The organism is Candidatus Pandoraea novymonadis, assembly GCF_003004665.1.
In the GTDB taxonomy this organism is placed as follows: domain Bacteria; phylum Pseudomonadota; class Gammaproteobacteria; order Burkholderiales; family Burkholderiaceae; genus Pandoraea; species Pandoraea novymonadis.
Genome location: NZ_MUHY01000001.1, coordinates 549,274 through 569,146 on the forward strand (window position 1 = coordinate 549,274; position 19,873 = coordinate 569,146).

Sequence of the window (19,873 nt, forward strand, 5' to 3'; positions counted from 1 at the left end):
ACTTGAAGCAATTGCTTCAGAAATTTTTTCGTAATTTTCTATCCATTGAATAAGCGCTACCATCAGTAGCTTGAGTAACGAGTTATAAACACGCTACTCAAGCTACGTAATTAAGTAGCTACTATAACGTTATAGAAAAATTTCTTATCAAATACCAAAAGAATTTCGTTCACGTTGGTCGTGGTTCTTAATAGCATAGCCTCGATCACGGTAAAAACGGTAGCGAGCACGCGCACTGGCCAGCTGATCTGGTACATCACTGACCACTTCTAGTACACGCTCAAAACACGCAAAATAAGTTGGAACGGAGCTCGCGAGGTTCAGTAGCACTCCTTCATAATAGTGGGGTACCTCATCGTCAAGACCCGCCAGCAAAACTGGTGTCCTCTCCGCTAGTAAATCATCAGAGCGACAATGCGGTACAAACTCCATTGCTCCAAACGTCCAAAGTGCATAGTCAAATTTTTCGAGCAATGGGCGCTCCGCCACAACGACTAATGTATGCCCGCTCACATAAACCTTGCGTGCAAGCCGACAAGCGTAGTCAAGGGATTTCGCAGGGTGTATGTAAAAATCGACGCGTGTCACCTGGATTCACGATGTATGAGAAAATGTGTAAGAAGAGGTACAGGACGGCCCGTCGCACCCTTAGACGCACCACTCTCCCATGCCGTGCCTGCAATATCAAGATGAGCCCAATCATATTTTTCAGTGAAACGTGACAGAAAGCAAGCCGCTGTAACACAGCCTGCGTAACGTCCGCCGATGTTAGCCATATCGGCAAAATTAGACTTGAGTAGTTCGTGATATTCATCATCAAGCGGCATGCGCCATACTGTATCGTTCGCCTGACGCCCAGCTACTAGCAATTCCGTAGCCAATGTATCACTCTTCGAGAAAAGCCCGGAATTGACATGACCAAGTGCAACAACACAAGCTCCTGTCAGCGTGGCAATATCAATCACGGCCACAGGTTTAAAACGTTCTGCGTAGGTAAGAGCATCACACAAAATCAAACGACCTTCAGCATCAGTATTGAGTACCTCAATAGTCTGACCCGACATGCTAGTCACGATATCACCGGGCTTAATTGCCATGCCACTCGGCATATTTTCGGTCGCCGGAATGACAGCAATGACGTTTAATTTGAGATCCATTTCCGCAACGGCACGCATCGTGCCAAGGACCGAACCGGCACCACACATATCATATTTCATTTCATCCATGCCTTCGCCTGGCTTGAGTGAAATACCTCCACTATCGAAAGTCACACCCTTGCCAATCAAGACAATCGGTGACACCTCGGCACCCGTACCTTGATATTTAAGTACAATGAGTCGCGGCATCTCGACTGAACCACGTGCCACCGACAGAAATGAATGCATCTTGAGCGCTCTGATTTGCTCAGTCTCCAAAATCTGCGCTGTGAGATTCGGAAAATCTTTAGCAATTTTTTTGGCGATCTCGGCCAAATACGTCGGAGTGCAAACGTTGCTAGGCAAATTACCGAGGTCTTTCGTCAGCTTTATACCATGAGCGATCGCTTCACCCTGTTTTACACCAATCTGAGCAATTCCCAAATCTACAATGCTGGACATGAGCGCAACTTGTCGCAAAGCAGGTACAGTAACTTCCCCTTTGGTCTTCATCTCACTAAAGGAATACATACCGTCATGCAAAGTAATTATTGTATGGCGTATAACTAAAGCAGTATCACGCTCCTTAAACGGAACAGCAGTCAGGCACCAAAATGCATCCGTCGCCCTTGTCATCATTAAGACACGCACTGCGGCGCGAGTCGCAGTGGTGAAAGTCTTCGCATTGAGATCACTTTCAGAGCCTAAACCAACGAATAACACGCGAATAGCGCTCCAGCCCACAACTTCATGCAAAATGAGCGTACTTCCAAGCTTCGCATCAAATTCGCCACACTCAATGAGACGACCCAACATACCATTACTCAATATATCGAGGTGTTTAGCAATTCCAGATAGTGCTTTCTCCTCGAATACTCCCACCACCAAACATTCAGTCTTGACACGAATAGCATCCTCACTGACAGCCTCATCCGTCTTATGGCCTTTGTTCGGTTCGTAAACTTTTATGCTAAAGTCCATCGCACTTATCCTCGGGTAGAATTTATTCGATCGATAATTATCCACTTTTTCTCACACTCACCCAACTGTAATCACCATACATACTTTTTCAGATGATTTTTCAGTATTCCCTTCAGCGTGAGTTGAACTATACCGCCGGTGCAGTCTTTATGGTGATGATTACAGTGATACTCACCACCATGATGATTCGCATTCTCGGTTTCGCTGCAGCAGGTCATGCCGACCCACGGGACATCTTAGTGTTGATCGGCCTCACCGTTGTCAGCTATCTCGCCATCATTCTAATCATCACATTGTTTGTTTCTGTGCTATTTGTACTGACCCGTTGGCATAAAGATTCTGAGATGATCATTTGGTTCTCCTCTGGCCTATCTAGCACGGATTTTATTCTTCCAGTACTACGTTTTTCTACTCCATTCATAGCATCCATCGCATTCTGTGCACTAGTAGCATGGCCTTGGGCTAATCAACACATCAACTTGCTAAAACAACGGTTTACACAACGTGATGATGTTGCCATGATCACTTCTGGACAATTCCGTGAATCTGCTAGCAATCAGCGTGTTTTTTTTGTTGAGAGCATATCACCCAATGCTTCTCACGTGCATAATGTGTTCGTATCCGGTACAGAAAATAGCAAAGTCAATATTGTAATTTCAAAGAATGGTCAAATCGAATTAACACCCAACGGTGACCGATACATCATCCTCGAAAATGGGTGCCGTTATGACGGGGAACCAGATAAACCGAGCTATCGTGTGATGGAATTTGAACGCTATGGAGTAAAGATTGAAAATGCCTCACATAGAAGTGTCGGTAATGCACCAACCAAAAGTCTCTCAACAAACGCCCTACTACAGGACATGACACCGATTCATCAGGGAGAAATCGTCTGGCGCTTCGGTTTGCCGATGTTAGCAATTAATCTTGTATTATTGGCAATTCCACTGGCCCATCAAAATCCCCGCCATGGCCGAACCGGTAATCTCGTCATTGCCGTGCTAGTCTACTTAAGCTATAGCAATCTACTAAGTCTATCTCAAGCATGGGTGGCACAAGAAAAGCTCTCACTTACCATCGGAGTATGGCTGCTACACGCTGTGGTCGCGTGGATTATTTTTATATTCTATATACGCCGCACATGCTTACGGGGCATTTTCGCTACTCTAATACATCTTATCCGTAGCAGTAAAAGGGCTGCACGGTCATGAAAATCTATGAACGATATCTTGCTCGTCAGATCTATCTGGCTTTTCTTTTTATAGTAATAACCTTCGTCGGTCTTTTTGTTTTCTTCGACCTAATCAGTGAACTAAGTCACGTAGGACACAGTGGTTATAAATTTCATCACGCTTTAGTACACGTATTGTTTTTCTCACCACAAAGGCTCTACGAAATCATTCCTGTCTCGAGTTTAATCGCTGCCATCTATGTTTGTGCCCAGATGTCTGGCAGCTCTGAATTTACAATTCTACGTATATCGGGAATCTCCTCAACACAAGCCTTACGCTCACTCCTCAAGATCGGCATCCCTTTAGTTATTATAACCTTTCTAATCGGCGAATTAGTAGCTCCTCATGGAGAAGTACTAGCAAAAAAAATTCGCCTCAAAGCCTTAGGAAAAGCAATCTCCTCAGATTTTCGATCAGGCATCTGGGTCAAAGATAGCTTTGAACAAGATCAAAAACGTGTAACACGTTTCATCAATATTGGAACTCTCAATGCTGACAGTACAATCAACAATGTCCGGATTTACGAATTTGATAATGACTTTCGTTTGGAAAGTATCAGATTTACCGCAAAGGGACGTTTCGAGCCGCCCAATATCTGGTGTCTGTACGATGTTTCTGAAACACGCTTTGAGACTAGAAAGGAGAAAAGACGCATGACGCATGACAATGCGTTACAAGATATCATCGAGTCAAGCCAACATCATATCAATGATTTCCGAATGGAATCAGAACTGACACCACAAATTCTATCGGTATTGATGATACATCCTCATAATATGGCTATCTGTAATCTCTACAAGTACATCGGTCATTTGAAAGATAATCAGCAAAATACAGATCGCTACATATTAGCACTCTGGCGAAAACTACTATATCCATTCGCATCTTTTGTGATGATGGCTCTCGCACTACCTTTCGCATATATGCATGCCAGAGCAGGCGCCATTGGTCTAAAAGTATTTGGCGGGATAATGCTAGGTGTAAGTTTTCAACTACTAAATAGTTTGTTCTCACACCTCGGTTTGCTCAATACGTGGCCTGCCTGGCTCACCGCCGCCCTACCTGGATTTTTGTATCTTATGCTAGCCATTGGGGCATTACGATGGGTAGAAAAACACTGATATATACAACGAAATCAGGTTCTTGCTAAACCGTTATAGAGGCTGAATGAACATTTAATTCAATACACAGTATACCCAATCGCTGTCCGGTCGACCCAGTAATAAGAACATCTAGCATCGACCTTTCTTGAATTTATAACCCATTAGCAGTAACAACTATCGATGAGATAGAAACGAGCTATTGATGAATACATAAAAATGGTACTAGGATTTTTAGTCAAAAGATAGATATATCGAATCTGACCAAAATGCTTATCGTATACCATGTGTGATGATTAAAAATGTAAAAATATGATAAATCTCGCATTACTAAGAATACATACCCCCTGCGGAACATAAATCTCAAGTGTCTATGGCCAGTAAATTTTTTAGAATTTCAGCTTCTCAGTTCTATTCTTGGCTCAAGAATAGAACTGAGAAGCTGAAATCTTTCTTACACATGATGCCACGTTACTCGTGACGTAGTTATTTCTGGAGTTATAGAAATACCAGGAATCAACTTGAAAGTCATTCAGCAAGGGATCAAAAAATTGTATTTAAGAATACGTAAGACTTACGCTCAATTTCCCCTAGCACTTCACCAACATATGGTGATGAGGTTTTAACAATGACAACAACCAAATTAATTGATCACTTGTTGAAGAATAACAGTGCCTCACCACCACATACCACACTTATATATACCAAGCAAGCGCTAATTCCAACAAAAGTATTCGCGATCAACATTACCACAGAAAATCCTCATACCTTTGAAATTGTACATAGGCCTTACTTTTAATAATAGAACAGTGACTAAAAATACTGCCCAGAAGAAAACAAATCCTCACGTTCATCGAAAAATTATACCTACGTCAATTTTTCCCTCATAAAAATTGCTTTCTGCATCCATCAAAACTCACTACTAAACTAATTCAGACACGTTTAGCTAACGTAGTAGCCAAACCAATGTATGACGCCGGAGTCATCGCTAACAAACGTTTTTTCTCTGTCTCTGGAATCGACAGCTCCGCAATGAAATTTTGTAAAACTTCACGCGTAATAGCCTTACCGCGAGTTAACTCCTTAAGTTGTTCATACGGATTCGGTATACCAAAACGACGCATCACCGTCTGCACTGGTTCAGCCAAAACTTCCCAGGTATTGTCGAGATCCCACTCTAAACGAGCTCGATTCACCTCCAGTTTAACCAAACCACACAGACAAGAATCATAAGCCAATAAACTATAACCAAGCGCAACACCAATATTTCGTAGCACCGTCGAGTCAGTTAAATCACGTTGCCAACGTGAAACTGGCAATTTATCAGCTAAATGACGCAGCAATGCATTAGCAAGACCCAAATTGCCTTCTGAATTCTCGAAATCAATAGGATTAACCTTATGTGGCATCGTCGACGAACCAATCTCACCAATCTTGGTTTTTTGATTGAAATAACCCATCGAAATATATCCCCACACATCACGGTTTAGATCCAACAAAATCGTATTTGTACGTGCAACGGCATCAAAAAGTTCCGCCATATAGTCATGTGGTTCAATTTGGATTGAATATGGATTAAATATCAAACCCAAACGCTCTTGAATCAGCCGACGTGAAAAATTCTCCCAGTCGAATTCTGGGTAGGCAGATAAATGCGCGTTGTAGTTGCCGACTGCGCCATTCATTTTGGCCAGCAAATTGACATTTTCGATGCGTTCGATCGCACTGTTCAAACGTGCAACAATATTAGCCAATTCTTTCCCCAACGTCGTCGGGGAAGCTGGCTGTCCATGGGTACGTGACAGCATAGGCTGATCAGCCAGTTCGTGGGCTAAGGCAGTTAACTTGCGTGCGACAGCCCTCAGTGAGGGCAGCAACACCTGATCTCGAGCCCCCTTAATCATCATCCCATACGAGGTATTATTAATGTCTTCCGAAGTGCACGCGAAATGGATAAATTCACTCGCTTTTTCTAGCTCTGCCTGACCATTTACCTTCTCTTTTAACCAGTATTCAACGGCCTTTACGTCATGGTTCGTAACGCGTTCGATATCTTTGATATGAGCAGCATCAGCATTACTAAAACGGTCAATCAAACCTAATAAAAACGCTTCCGATTCCACAGAGAACGCTGAAATTTCAGGAAAACCAGCATTAGATAATGCGATCAACCAATGGATCTCAACCGTCACACGGTGACGCATAAATGCTGCTTCAGAAAGCCATAGGCGTAGAGCATCAGTCTTGCGAGCATATCGGCCATCTAGTGGAGACAGGGCAGTCAAAGGGGAAAAATCGTCGTGCATAGGCAAAAGTACAGAAAAAATAAAGAAATAAAGTGTAATCGTTCGATAAAATCTCTCGGAAAATTTCCAAGGAACTTTGATTTTACCATTTTGCTCTTTACGCTGTAATCAACCATGAAAAATACACAGCATCAGATGTCTCTACAACTAAAAATTAATTCTTAATTCATATTTAAGAAACAACTACCTCATGGCCAGCACTAACTTCCAATGTTTTACGATGGAAAAAGAAAAAACCGCCAGACTTTCATCATGACGGTTTTTAAAAAATCAAAAACTCGAAATTTAGTACATTTTCCTTTTCAGTGTCATGCTACGCAAACGCTTACGTAACCGGCTCACAGCCGCTGCTTTCTTCCGTTTACGCTCAGTTGTCGGTTTTTCGTATGCACCACGTGCCTTAACTTCTTTAATCAAACCTGTGCTATCAACGGCACGGCGGAAACGACGCAGTGCAACTTCAACAGGCTCGCCATCTTTAATAACAACCTTAGTCATGCAATATCCAAAATAGTTTGTGGGTACTTAAACCATAGACTATATAAAGTCCAAAAAATGGATCAACGACACCTCAGATCACGCATGCCATTGATACAAACTCACTTCACACACTAGAAGGGACCGCGACTCACCTCCTCTGCGATCTCCCTATCAGGATTCAAATACAAAGTTATAGGGACAGACAACATCTATGTCCCGAAAACTCGCTCGTCACTGCACTGGTTAATTAACTGATATCTTTTAAAAATGAATTATGGAACTATGCCTCATCCAATTAGAATATAACTGCCAAGTAGCAACGAGGACGCAATTTTACCTGAATTATAAAAAAACCATAATGCATGCAAAAACGCCCCGTCGGGGCGTTTTTGCATGCATTATGCTTCTTAAAATTTTAGTATCAATTCTGGTCGGAGCGATAGGATTCGAACCTACGACCCTCTGATCCCAAATCAGATGCGCTACCAGGCTGCGCCACGCTCCGTAACTTCAACTAGCCCTTGATTTTATCACAACATGAACAATAAAAATATTTTTCCCAAAAAATTATAACTACAAGCAATAGTTCAGCCAAACCCTTTGGACCATATTAACCACTAGATTCATTCTAGAATCTAATCTATCTATACTTTGTAACAACCGATTAAGAGTTGAAAATTTCTTATAGAAGAAGACCAGCAGTACATCATGAGCTTCAACTCGTTTGTTGAGGAAGCGTCAATATTTTCACTTTTGAACGTGTACGTAAACTAGCCACATAGGCATTCCATTCCGCTTGCACCATCATCTGACGAAGTTTTTGGGATTCAACAAAAATCCTCTCTGAATCTTGTACAGGATTTTTGGAAACTCGACTAATGCGATATATCGCATAACCTTCCTTTCCCAAATCAACACCGACATAAGCTGGCATAGTTTTTGTATCGACAGAAAAAATCGCACCCAGTACCGATGGCGATAACTTCCTCTGATTATCACGCGATATCACTTGCACAACACCAAATCCAGTAGATAACTCACCCTTCTTCAAGGCTTTAAGTTTCGCTTCACCTACTTTCTTAGCTTCTCGTGCAGCAAGTTCCAATGTCAATTTCGAAATCACTTGTGACTCGACAGCCAACAATTCTGGCGTGACCGCTGGACAATATTTGACAATACGCGCTGACACCAACACACCCTTTCCAATATCGACCACTTCCGTGTTGCGTTTATTTTTCAAAGCTTCATCACTAAAGATTGCTCGCAAAAGCTTCTCGTTATTTAGTGGATGCTGCTTGTATATCGGTTTAGGTATATAGTCAACTTCGGCTATTTGAACCTTCAATCCCAGCTTTTCTGCAACAGGCCTCAAACTATCTGGGTCTTCGTAAACTCCATTTCTGAACTGTTCTGCAAATTTTGCATAATACTTCGCTTGCTCCTGCTTGAGCCACTCACTAACTAATTTCTCCTTAACTTCATCGAATGACTTAGTCTGGGATGGTTTAATGCCTGTCAATTTTAAGATATGAAAACCAAAATCTGTCTTTACTACATCTGACAAATCGCCATCCTTCATTATGAAAGCAGTATCTTCAAAGACCCTCACCATCGAACCACGCTGAAAGTACCCGAGATCGCCACCATTTTCCTTTGAACTCAGGTCATCTGAATTTGACACAGCCAGTTTCACGAAGTTATTTGGATGTTTTTGCAATTGCGCCAAAATCGCTTCAGCTTTTGCCTTGGCTTTCATACAATCAGCATGACTTGCATCAGATGGTGCAGAAATCAGAATATGACTAACCCGACGCTGTTCCTTCGTAGTAAAACGAGCAACGTTTTCTTTGTAGTACTTCTTCAGATCGTCATAACTCGGCTGCATCACTGCATGGATAGATATCTCCTTCGGATCAAGAAGGACATATTCAACTTTGGCAGATTGCGGTTTTTGGAATTGAAACTTATTTGAATTGTAATAAGCTTGCAATTGTTCTTTCGTAGGATGAATCTTCCTCAAATATGAGTTTGAGGAAATTTTCATCAATGCAACTTCACGTACTTGCATTCGAAATTCCAAAAAACGATCTATCACAGTTTTTGGAACGATCACACTGTCCTGCAAATTCGACGACAGTTGCTGTGATGTCAACTCAAGGCGCATTTTTTCTTCAAGACGCTGTGGTGTCAACTGCTGTGCCGCCAACAATTGTGAATAAGCCGCTTCGTCAAAACTTCCATCTAACTTGCGCAGCTGTGTAATCGCTGGAATCGAGAGCAAAGCTTCACGCACCTGTTCATCAGATACCGAGAGATGTTTTTTCAATGCCTCTTGTTCCAATAAACGTTTATTGATCAACATATCCAATACGGCCTGCGATATTTCTGACTGATCAACCTGATGATCGATATCGATCTTCTCACCGAATATCTTGCGCATGCGCTCAGTCTGCTCAAATAAAACAGCATCGAGCTCCTGACGGGTAATGTTCTGGTTGCCAACGATCGCAATTTTATTGCGATCGTATGAAGATTCCTGAAAACCATGGATACCAACTAAAACGAACGAAGGTACAATCAGAATACCAAGAAAAATGAGGAATAATCTTTTATAACGGCGAATAAAATCGAACATACAAAAATTGGAAAGTGCGTGATAATTCAATATTTATGAGCAGCATACAGAAAAAAAGCGAACTCAAGTCCGCTTTTTCTAAAATTAAGAGAAAAAAATGAATTACCCTCTAGCCACTCAATGAAACGGTTTTCGATTCTAGGCAGATAAACTGCATCTTGCAAATCAAACTTTTTTCAAAAAAAAATTAGTTCATTTTTAGTAACGAACATCAATCATTACAAGGAATAGTGTAACACTCGTATTTTTCGTATTTTCGCTTTCTAACTTGCAAATATGGATTTCACCATTTAGGCGAGATATCTAAAAACCTTATGCATAGTTTCAGCAGTTTCTGACAATAAATAATTAAAATAACCCATAATATACCATTATTAATTTAATATTAAAAATATCTATAATTCAATAAATATTTATGGTAAATCTAGCGACTATAAATACAACGATAACTCATGGATTGAATTAATCCGAAAATGAATTCGTACTGTGCTTCACAATGTTTAATAGGTTTGGCAAGTTACATCAATGTAACGAAAAAATGTACTCCATGCTCAAATTTCCTGATGATTCTTTACGAGAAGTACCATAATATACATGGCGCGCTAGGGAGCGATCTACAGCGTGTAGCGTCTTCTCGTGTCTCTCGTGCAGTAGAACTGGACAATTTGAGGTATTTTAAAAATTACAGGACCTTATTGTTTTGATCTAGCTTCATTGATTTCAGACATAAAAGCCATTATCCGTATCTCAATACGCTGATAATAGCTCTTGTAGGGATACCGGTAGTATTGAATCTTATATAACTTCGTTATCTTCTTGATCAATCAGTTTTTTCTAGTCACTCTCATCGGTTGAGACAAGAAAAAAGCCAGCGTTACGCTGGCTTTTTTCTACCTTTTCTATATAGAAAACGTTTACTTGCTGGCAGCAGCAGCCTCAATATTAGAAACAGCGCCTTCAACATTCGAAACAGCAGCTTCAGCAGCCGAAGCAATGAAGTCCGCAGCTGCCGCCGGTGCTGACGCCACGGTGTCAGCATCGACAGTAGTGGATCCTTCCTTCTTACCACAAGCGGTCAAAGCAATGGCTAACAACGAAGCGACGAGGATAGACTTCTTCATGATCACGTCCTTTTATGATAGATAATAAGCGATAAAATTATAAAGCAAAGGCTGGCAAATACGATCTAACTAAAGCGAAGCCGAGTGCTCGACTATGGCAATTCAGGATTACCCTAAGTCACGCAAGCTGCTTGGCAAGAAATTATATTGGGTTTTCCCAGATGCGTCATCAACATCTCGTTCATTTTACATCGCTTTTTATTTGCTCGGTATGCAATTATCGAATACTAAAGGATCTATCTCATGGAAAAATAAGTCATGAAGCATGATAATGCCAGCAATTTCCATGTTTTTTCATTATATTTATATCAAAATAATTGCAGTCTTCATCAGAAGACATTAATGGGGAAATGGTTGCGAGCGTACAACAATTGTGATTTTTCTGTAGAAAGGTTACTTGTTTTTGAACACTAATAGCAAATTTTTCTTCATTTATCTGTTTTTTTGAGTAAAAAAGATGTTTAAACATTGGATTTCATTGACGAACAGCACCAGAGAAAATATAACTCAATTCGAAAAATCTCATTTCACATGCCACATGCGGAAATTGATACCTGTGATAAAAATCATCGCATTAGAAAAGTAGTCGATTCGATCAATTTACAATTTTTATGTCCAAATTTTTAAAAGTTATCTGTGACAATGGAGACGAATCTGCTCTTCAAGTAAGAATCCTAATCAAAATTGTCATCAGTGGTTTTAAAAAAGTAGATTTCAAATCATATTGACTACGATTATCGAAGATAATGGAAAGAAAAGTCTTTTAAGGATTCGTAAATCAACAAAAGTGAACATTTTTCTAATGTTGCTTCTTCATAAAGATTTCTGTTTTGAGACTATCGAGTAATCTGAAAAATCGCAGTGTCTTTATCGTAAGAACAAAAATGGACCAATGCACAGACCCCTTTATAATGAATACCCTCTATTTTGGAGAGTCTAATGAAAATTAAAAAAAATACCGTTGTGTCAGTCACTTACACGCTGTTGGATACCCAGGGAAATTTAATTGAAGATACGAGTGACCAAATGATGCTTTATCTACATGGTGGCTACGATGGAACGCTCCCTAAAATTGAGGAAGCACTCGATGGCCAGCATGTTGGCTTTGAAACGAAATTGCAATTAGAGCCATCCGATGCTTTCGGCGATTATGATGCGCAATTAATCAAAATTGAAGAACGTGATCGTTTCCCTGAGCCACTTAAAGTAGGCATGCAATTTGAAGGCATTATTGAAGACATAGATGATGAAGACGATATGCTAGTCTATACCGTTACCAACATCTCCGAGGATAAGGTTGTACTTGATGGTAATCACCCGCTCGCAGGCAAAGCACTGCGTTTCTTACTAAAAGTGACGGATGTGCGTGCAGCAACCGAAGAGGAAATTGAGGATGCATATGCATGTGGTAGCATAAATCTTAGAATCAATGATGAGAATGAAGAAGATTTAACGGAACCCACATTTCATTGAACTTATAGAGAATATACTAACGACTTCATCAAAGCACAGATTTAAAAAATTTATCACATCCCAAAATATTGGAATCAGGAGAAGATGACCTGTTATCTCGCTCCCACACTGTTTATAGACTGCAAGTCAAAAGTGGAAGTAGTATATGGTGCAATTCAAATATTAATTATCCAGAATTCAATTGTCTCTGTTCAACAAAGTACGTAGCTCGTACAAAAAGTTCATAGCTTCTCGAGGACACAGATCATCCGGGTTAATAGATGCTAGACGTTCCAATATAGTGACTTTAGTCATTGCTAACACACTATTAAAGTCATCTGAATTCTGTTTAAAAAGAGTTTTTGAGGCTTTGATTTCCCCATATCTGGAAGCCAACGAGGTAACGTTCTCCGTCGTAATAGAATTATCTCTAAATGAGTTTATGGCGAATTCCGAAGAGGGAGGGCAAAATAAATCAAGTCGTCGCGCTTTGAGATCAACCACTTGTTGCTCTAGCAGGGCAAGGTGTTCACGCGCCACACGAATTACTGAAATTGGCAAACCAGCTAGTTGTGCGACTTGCAGGCCATAACTCTGACTTGCTGGTCCAGCATGCACCTCATGCAAAAAAACAATGTTATCATGTCCCTCTTCGATGGCTGAAAAATGAACATTTTCCGATTGCGGAAACTCATCTGCCAATTGTGTCAATTCAAAATAATGAGTTGCAAACAATGTGTAGGCACGGTTGTGCGTCAATAGGTGACGTGCGATAGCAAATGCTAATGCTAAGCCATCGAAGGTCGATGTACCGCGACCAACTTCATCCATCAGCACAAGACTATTTTCCGTTGCCGTGTGTAGAATTGCTGCTGATTCTGTCATCTCAACCATAAATGTTGAACGGCCCCCAGAGAGGTCATCTGCGGCACCAATACGTGTAAAGATCGCGTCGATTGGTCCGATCCGTGCTGATTGAGCTGGTACATAGCTGCCAACGTAGGCAAGAAGGGTAATCAACGCCGTTTGCCGCATGAATGTGGATTTACCCCCCATATTTGGTCCGGTAATGAGTAACAATCGGCGCATGTCACCAAGTACGCAATCATTCGCTATAAAGCGATCGATATGACTCTCTACAACAGGGTGACGGCCCTGTTGAATCATAATGGCGCGTTCGTCAACCAATTCTGGTGCAACCCATCCTAAAGTTTCAGCACGCTCTGCTAAAGCACTTAATACATCTAGCTGAGCGAATGCCTGGGCAATTCGTTTAAAGTCAGCGATATGTGGTAACAGTGCATGTAACAGTGCCTGATACAGTAATTTTTCTCGCGCGAGTGAACGCTCCTTCGCCGATAGTGCCTTATCTTCAAAAGATTTTAGCTCAGGAGTAATGTAGCGCTCGACATTTTTCAAAGTCTGCCGACGACGATAATCGCAGGGGACCTTATCAGTTTGACCGTGTGTCACTTCAATATAAAAACCATGAACCTTGTTAAACTCAACTCGTAAATTACTAATGCCGGTACGCGCACGCTCACGTGCCTCCAGCTCAACGAGAAAGTTTCCGCAATTTTCTGAAATGTCACGCAATTCATCGAGCTCAGTATCATGGCCACGGGCGATAACACCGCCATCGCGTAACATCACAGAAGGTTCTTCGGTAATGGTGTTCTTGAGTAAGGAAAGCGGGGTCTCTGGAATCGCGAGATTTTTATATAAATCAGTGAGTAACGGGTCATCGTTGATGACGGCTCGTAGCGTGGAATGTAATTTAGGCAAATGATGTAAGGCATCACGTAAACTAGATAGATCACGTGGTCGTGCAGTGAGCAAAGCCAAACGTGCAGTAATGCGTTCAACGTCTGTAATATGCCTCAACTCACGATTTATGACTCGCCAAATGCCGGCATCCTTAAGTAACGCGCCAATGGCTTGATGGCGCGCTTGTGCGATGTGTTGATTTCGTAGTGGATGATGAAGCCAATGGCGCAGTAAGCGACTGCCCATAGCGGTACTGCAAGTGTCAAGTAACGACATAAGCGTGGGCGATTCGCAACCACGAAGCGTTTCAGTCAATTCAAGATTGCGGCGTGTCGGTACATCCAGGCTAATATAAGCGGTCTCCCGTTCCACGTTGAGATTTTGTACATGGCGTAGTGACTGACCTTGCGTAGTAACGGCATATTGTAGCAAGGCACCAGCAGCGGAAAGTGCTAGAGAAAGTCCTTCGCAACCAAAAGCAGTTAAGCTAGTAACACCAAGCTGGTCCTTGAGATATTTTATGCCGGTTTGTAAATCAAAATGCCAGTCAGGAATGCGAGTCGCAGTGCCAACCGGCAACCTAGCAAATAGGTCAATAGCATGGCTAGGCATTAAAGTTTCAGCCGGACGAATACGTTCCAACTCCTGTGCGAGATGTTCTATTGGAACTTCCATCAAGCGCAGCTCACCGCTACTTAAACTTAACCAGGCAAGGCCAGCGATTGACTCTCCCGCCCGTCGGTTGGCTGATACTTGTACGGCAAGCAAGTAAGGATTGATTTTTTCGTTGAGCAGTGCAGTATCTGTCACTGTACCAGGAGTGACAATGCGTACAACTTTACGTTCAACTGGACCCTTCGACGCGCCTGAATCACCGATTTGTTCACAGATAGCTACTGATTCTCCGAGATTGACGAGCTTACCTAGATATTGTTCCACTGTATGATGCGGCACGCCCGCCATACGAATTGGCTGACCACCTGATGTGCCGCGTGAAGTCAATGTGAGATCAAGCAAACGCGCCGCCTTAACAGCATCATCATGGAATAATTCATAAAAATCACCCATGCGATAGAACAAGAGCATGTTTGGATGATCGGCCTTGATGCGATTGTATTGCTGCATCATTGGCGTTTCTTTTTGAGTACCCGAAACGGAGGGAGTTATTAGCATGAAAGGTCAATGCATAAGCTGTGTGGGGCTCAATATTAACGTGCTTCGTCCCAAACAATACACTTATTTTTTAATGACGGACGCGTGCCAAAAAATGAATAACGAAGCACCGCATATTGTAAATTTATCTTGATCACCCAACACTTCTTCATAACGAGTACAGCACCAAGTAGCCCCCTCCTACTATTCCAATATGCTGCACCCTGAAAAACATTTTTTACAAGCAAATACATTACATCAGATCAGCATACCCACCGAGGCCTGTACTATTAAGTATGCCTATGTAGGCGCATCGAATTCACCACTTGTGTATGACTTCACACCACGTGTTTCGGGGAAGATAACGGATGAACCAACGTTCGAGACATGGGTGATTAATATAACAATGAGCTTAATTTGCGAAATAGCGCACCAAAAAAAGATGCACTCTGCGAAAAAAATCAAGATTGAATGATTTTCAATGTTCTCAAGTTCGATAGCTAGAGATACTCTGGAGTAAACTTACGAAGTTTCCATGATTTCTATCCTTCTATCATGCAGTCGGTAGTTTCTTTCCCCTACCTGCATTTTCTTGATCTCGAGATAAGCAATGAGTATCCAACGTTCCACTATTATCTACACGCTGACTGACGAAGCTCCGCTTCTGGCAACCAGTTCTTTTCTGCCAATCGTACGTACTTTCACTAAATCAGCAGACATTGATATAACTACCAGTGATATTTCGTTAGCCAACCGTATCTTGGCAGAGTTTTCAGAGTTTTTAACCGAAGCGCAACAGGTACCAGATAATCTCGCCCAACTAGGATATTTAACACTGTTACCGGATACAAATATCATTAAATTGCCAAACATCAGTGCATCAGTATATCAATTGGTTAGTGCAATAAATGAACTACAGGGCAAAGGTTACAAAATCCCTGATTTCCCAGAAGATCCAAAAACTTCTGCCGAAAAGACTATCCGGCAACGTTATTCCAAATGCTTAGGCTCCGCGGTGAACCCCGTATTGCGTGAAGGTAATTCAGATCGACGCGCCCCGACAGCTGTAAAAAACTACGCACGTAGTAACCCACACAAAATGGGTGAATGGAGCATGGCTTCACGCACGCATGTAGCACATATGAAACATGGAGATTTCTATCATGGAGAAAAATCCATGACGGTTGATCACATCCGCGATGTGAAGATGGAAATTCTCACAAAAAAAGGTAAGACTCTCGTGCTCAAACCAAAGATCGTGCTGCAGGAAGGTGAAATCATCGACAGCATGTTTATGAGTAAAAAGGCTTTGTGCAACTTCTACGAAGAGCAAATGGAAGATGCGCGCAAGGCTGGCATCATATTGTCGTTACACTTAAAAGCGACGATGATGAAGATCTCACACCCAATTGTCTTCGGACATGCCGTAAAAATATTCTACAAGGAAGCTTTTGCAAAACACGGTAATCTGTTCGATGAATTGGGAGTAAATGTTAACAATGGGCTGGTCAATCTATATGAAAAGCTCGAAATTCTGACACAAACACATCGTGAAGAAATCATTCATGATTTGAATGCCTGCCACCAACATCGACCAGAATTAGCAATGGTTGATTCAGTTAAGGGTATTTCTAACCTTTATGCACCTAACGATGTGATTATCGACGCTTCCATGCCAGCTATGATCCGTGTTGGGGGTAGGATGTGGGGCACTGATGGTTACTTGAAAGATACCAAGGCACTAATTCCAGAAAGCACGTTTGCCCGTATTTATCAGGAAGTCATTAATTTCTGTAAAACTAACGGCAACTTTGATCCTATGACTATGGGCACTGTTCCCAACGTAGGTTTGATGGCACAGCAAGCTGAAGAATATGGTTCGCATGATAAAACGTTTGAAGTTAGCGAAGCTGGCGAGGCTCGGATCGTTGATTTAGCAAGCGGCGAAGTATTGTTGACACAAAACGTTGAAGAAGGTGATATTTGGCGCATGTGCCAAGTTAAGGACGCAGCAATTCGCGATTGGGTAAAATTAGCGGTCACACGGGCGCGTAACTCAGGTATGCCAGCGATATTCTGGCTAGATCCATACCGCCCTCATGAGGCAGAACTAATCAAGAAAGTCGAAAAATATCTAAAGGATCACGATACTACCAATCTGAATATCCAGATCATGTCGCAAGTACGTGCAATGCGTTATACGTTAGAGCGAGTCGTACGTGGCTTAGATACGATTTCAGTCACAGGAAACATCCTACGCGATTACTTGACTGATCTTTTCCCGATTATGGAGCTAGGTACTAGCGCTAAAATGCTCTCTATTGTGCCTTTGATGGCCGGTGGTAGCATGTACGAAACCGGCGCTGGAGGATCAGCACCAAAACACGTTAAACAATTTCTGGAAGAAAACCACCTTCGTTGGAATTCTTTGGGTGAATTCTTAGCATTAGCCGTATCGATAGAGGACTTGGGTATCAAAACCAGTAATACCAAGGCAAAAATTCTAGCAAAAACATTGGATATTGCAACAGACAAATTTCTGTCAAACAATAAGAATCCGTCCGTGAAGACGGGGGAGTTAGACAACCGCGGTAGCCAGTTTTATTTGGCGATGTACTGGGCTCAAGCATTAGCTGAACAAACCGAAGATTCCACACTAGCTGAGAAGTTCGCATCATTAGCTAAACAGTTAATCGACAATGAGCAAATGATTTTGGAAGAACTATCATCTATGCAAGGAACCTCTGTGGATATCGGCGGATACTACAAGCCTGATTTTGAGAAGCTCAATGCAGTAATGCGACCGAGCCAAACGTTAAATTCTGCATTGGTGTCGATGTACAAGTAACACTAACTTTTTTGGTTAACTTTTACCAAAGTGTATCAAGCGTTTCCCCTATCGCATAAATATATGGTTAATCATGGGGAAATATGGAAGTTGAAATCCTGGTTGACGCGTTGTTAAGAAGCAAGATCAACTTATCAGTCCTCACAATTTCCATATAAAAAATGCATCGTATTTACCATCTGCGCCTGTAATCTTTATTAAGATGACATAAATTTTTAACTGGTCATTGATAGGAATCTTCTATGCGTAGTGCCTTACTTACTGACTGCGTTTAATTTTTTTGTACTAAGTAAGAACATCCCCAGGAAAAATGATCTATAACATAAATTATCTACACTCATTGAACTTTGTATGATATTCGTAAGCTTGAAAGTAGATGCATTCAACTACATTAGCAAAGCCCATACTGTCTTCTTTCTTTAATCTGCCAATGTTTAGATTTTTGATTAATATTGCATCAAGTTGGGTGTCTTGAATAATAACAGTTGATTATTAGATCAATTTTAAGGTATTCGAGGGATTAATCCGTCGAATACCTGTCTTACTTATTTGGTTTGACATTTGCCGGATTTAGGTGGTTTTGCGAGATCCATAAAACTTTAAAACACTTACAAGTGCGAAAGTTGAGGTACAGCGAAATTTTGGATAGCATCGGATAGACCATAGTGATAAAAAACCATCACTTATTATTAATAAATAATAACGCATTAATCTATAGTATTTTTTCCTAGAATGAGCCTTCTTCCAGATGAAGGCCCTCTATTAAAAACCCTAGTCAAAAATGACAGAATATTTTTTTTATAGTCTTGTTGTATAGCTCATGCCACAATGTTGCTTCTACGGATTACTGTATAACTAACTGTTGGAGTTCTAATGCTCGTCGACATTTTTCGTCTGATTCTTGACATTGTTTTTTCGCTATTTGGTGGGTTGCTGATCGTTCGTGCATGGGCACAGGGCACAGACCTTTCCTCACGCAACTTATTCTCTCATGGCATTTTTGAACTGACAAACTGGTATGTGTTGCCATTACGACGATTCATTCCTGTGGTGGGTCGTATCGATTGGGCTTCTATCATAGGCGCATGGCTATGTGCTGTACTTTATCTTGTACTTTCAACGATAATTGCAGGTCGAACACCATTAGTGGCATTCCCTAATTGCATGGCAGTGGCATTGGTATTATTACTAAAATGGTTCGCGAATCTAGTGATGTGGTTGACGTTGCTAATGGCGATTCTATCGTGGCTGAATCCTCGTGTGATAGCAATGTCGCTTCTACAACATTTATTGGATCCCTTTCTGTGTCGGATTCGGCGTTTAACACCGTTGATTGGTGGCTTCGATTTATCACCAATGATACTTTTTCTAATGATGCAAATTTTATTAATGATTTTGCCCCGTATAGAGCTTTTTTTCTTAATGATTTAGCATGATGAAACGATATCTTTCCTCTCAGATTACAATTTATTAAAACCAATGCTTAGGTACATTCTGTTGTAATCTGACAGACCTTCATTTTGATAAAAATCGGCAATTTATTAAGGAGGATTTAAAAAACTAAATGTTATCTATAGTAGAGATAAAAATATTGCCTTATTCCCTATTCAAAACTTAAATACAACAAATAATAAATCATAGGCGATCATGTGAAAATCAATTC

13 protein-coding genes and 1 tRNA gene are annotated in these 19,873 nt (G+C 41.3%); 6 read left to right on the forward strand and 8 right to left on the reverse strand.

The features are described from left to right. Positions 1-147: 147 nt before the first annotated feature. Entirely contained in the window at positions 148-588 is a 441-nt protein-coding gene (locus tag BZL35_RS02335) for a DNA polymerase III subunit chi (RefSeq protein ID WP_106182523.1), read from the reverse strand. Next, the gene (locus BZL35_RS02340) at positions 585-2,117 is read right to left on the reverse strand and encodes a leucyl aminopeptidase (protein WP_106182525.1); all 1,533 of its coding nucleotides are present in this window, start codon (positions 2,115-2,117) and stop codon (positions 585-587) included. The genes BZL35_RS02335 and BZL35_RS02340 overlap by 4 nt, the downstream gene beginning before the upstream one ends. A 92-nt stretch (positions 2,118-2,209) precedes the next feature. Between BZL35_RS02340 and lptF the strand changes: the two genes are divergently transcribed. Then, positions 2,210-3,328 carry an LPS export ABC transporter permease LptF gene (gene lptF / locus BZL35_RS02345; RefSeq protein ID WP_106182528.1) on the forward strand — a complete coding sequence of 373 codons (1,119 nt, stop codon included), beginning with the start codon at positions 2,210-2,212 and terminating at the stop codon, positions 3,326-3,328. After that, entirely contained in the window at positions 3,325-4,470 is a 1,146-nt protein-coding gene (gene lptG, locus BZL35_RS02350; protein WP_106182530.1) for an LPS export ABC transporter permease LptG, read from the forward strand. Before lptF ends, lptG begins: the two co-directional genes overlap by 4 nt. A gap of 911 nt (positions 4,471-5,381) precedes the next feature. Here the strand turns inward: lptG and purB are convergent. The 5 genes from purB to BZL35_RS02375 all read right to left on the reverse strand — a co-directional run bounded on the left by purB (position 5,382) and on the right by BZL35_RS02375 (position 10,991). Beyond that, positions 5,382-6,755 (reverse strand): adenylosuccinate lyase, encoded by a 1,374-nt coding sequence (gene purB, locus BZL35_RS02355; protein ID WP_106182858.1) that lies wholly within the window; start codon positions 6,753-6,755, stop codon positions 5,382-5,384. Positions 6,756-7,040: 285 nt separating this feature from the next. Further along, complete coding sequence (gene rpsU, locus BZL35_RS02360) at positions 7,041-7,253, reverse strand: 30S ribosomal protein S21 (protein WP_106182533.1); 213 nt, start codon at positions 7,251-7,253, stop codon at positions 7,041-7,043. Positions 7,254-7,663: 410 nt separating this feature from the next. Next, a tRNA-Pro gene (locus tag BZL35_RS02365) sits at positions 7,664-7,740 on the reverse strand. Between the two features lie 210 nt (positions 7,741-7,950). Beyond that, on the reverse strand, positions 7,951-9,870 hold the full coding sequence (locus tag BZL35_RS02370; RefSeq protein ID WP_106182535.1) for a SurA N-terminal domain-containing protein: 1,920 nt from the start codon (positions 9,868-9,870) through the stop codon (positions 7,951-7,953). 914 nt (positions 9,871-10,784) lie between these two features. Further along, positions 10,785-10,991 (reverse strand): hypothetical protein, encoded by a 207-nt coding sequence (locus tag BZL35_RS02375; RefSeq protein ID WP_106182538.1) that lies wholly within the window; start codon positions 10,989-10,991, stop codon positions 10,785-10,787. Positions 10,992-11,930: 939 nt separating this feature from the next. Between BZL35_RS02375 and BZL35_RS02385 the strand changes: the two genes are divergently transcribed. Beyond that, positions 11,931-12,464, forward strand: coding sequence for an FKBP-type peptidyl-prolyl cis-trans isomerase (locus BZL35_RS02385; RefSeq protein ID WP_106182543.1), 534 nt, complete (start codon positions 11,931-11,933; stop codon positions 12,462-12,464). A 177-nt stretch (positions 12,465-12,641) separates the two neighbouring features. On the opposite strand, the gene mutS is transcribed toward BZL35_RS02385, so the two are convergent. Continuing rightward, positions 12,642-15,383, reverse strand: a complete 2,742-nt coding sequence (gene mutS / locus BZL35_RS02390; protein ID WP_245916324.1) for a DNA mismatch repair protein MutS — start codon at positions 15,381-15,383, stop codon at positions 12,642-12,644. 193 nt (positions 15,384-15,576) lie between these two features. Here mutS and BZL35_RS02395 point away from each other — a divergent pair, with 193 nt between their 5' ends. From BZL35_RS02395 to BZL35_RS02405, 3 genes are all read left to right on the forward strand, one after another. Beyond that, positions 15,577-15,837, forward strand: a complete 261-nt coding sequence (locus BZL35_RS02395; protein ID WP_106182549.1) for a hypothetical protein — start codon at positions 15,577-15,579, stop codon at positions 15,835-15,837. 135 nt (positions 15,838-15,972) lie between these two features. Next, positions 15,973-18,210, forward strand: a complete 2,238-nt coding sequence (locus tag BZL35_RS02400; RefSeq protein ID WP_106182552.1) for an NADP-dependent isocitrate dehydrogenase — start codon at positions 15,973-15,975, stop codon at positions 18,208-18,210. Positions 18,211-19,083: 873 nt separating this feature from the next. Then, positions 19,084-19,641: a YggT family protein gene (locus BZL35_RS02405; RefSeq protein ID WP_106182555.1), complete on the forward strand. Its 558-nt coding sequence runs from the start codon at positions 19,084-19,086 to the stop codon at positions 19,639-19,641. The last annotated feature ends 232 nt before the right edge of the window (positions 19,642-19,873 follow it).

Excerpts from the sequence above, each read along its gene's own strand:
- BZL35_RS02340 (WP_106182525.1), bottom strand. The coding sequence starts at position 2,117 with ATGGACTTTAGCATAAAAGTTTACGAACCGAACAAAGGCCATAAGACG.
- lptF (WP_106182528.1), top strand. The coding sequence starts at position 2,210 with ATGATTTTTCAGTATTCCCTTCAGCGTGAGTTGAACTATACCGCCGGT.
- lptG (WP_106182530.1), top strand. The coding sequence starts at position 3,325 with ATGAAAATCTATGAACGATATCTTGCTCGTCAGATCTATCTGGCTTTT.
- purB (WP_106182858.1), bottom strand. The coding sequence starts at position 6,755 with ATGCACGACGATTTTTCCCCTTTGACTGCCCTGTCTCCACTAGATGGC.
- rpsU (WP_106182533.1), bottom strand. The coding sequence starts at position 7,253 with ATGACTAAGGTTGTTATTAAAGATGGCGAGCCTGTTGAAGTTGCACTG.
- BZL35_RS02370 (WP_106182535.1), bottom strand. The coding sequence starts at position 9,870 with ATGTTCGATTTTATTCGCCGTTATAAAAGATTATTCCTCATTTTTCTT.
- BZL35_RS02375 (WP_106182538.1), bottom strand. The coding sequence starts at position 10,991 with ATGAAGAAGTCTATCCTCGTCGCTTCGTTGTTAGCCATTGCTTTGACC.
- BZL35_RS02385 (WP_106182543.1), top strand. The coding sequence starts at position 11,931 with ATGAAAATTAAAAAAAATACCGTTGTGTCAGTCACTTACACGCTGTTG.
- mutS (WP_245916324.1), bottom strand. The coding sequence starts at position 15,383 with ATGCTAATAACTCCCTCCGTTTCGGGTACTCAAAAAGAAACGCCAATG.
- BZL35_RS02395 (WP_106182549.1), top strand. The coding sequence starts at position 15,577 with ATGCTGCACCCTGAAAAACATTTTTTACAAGCAAATACATTACATCAG.
- BZL35_RS02400 (WP_106182552.1), top strand. The coding sequence starts at position 15,973 with ATGAGTATCCAACGTTCCACTATTATCTACACGCTGACTGACGAAGCT.
- BZL35_RS02405 (WP_106182555.1), top strand. The coding sequence starts at position 19,084 with ATGCTCGTCGACATTTTTCGTCTGATTCTTGACATTGTTTTTTCGCTA.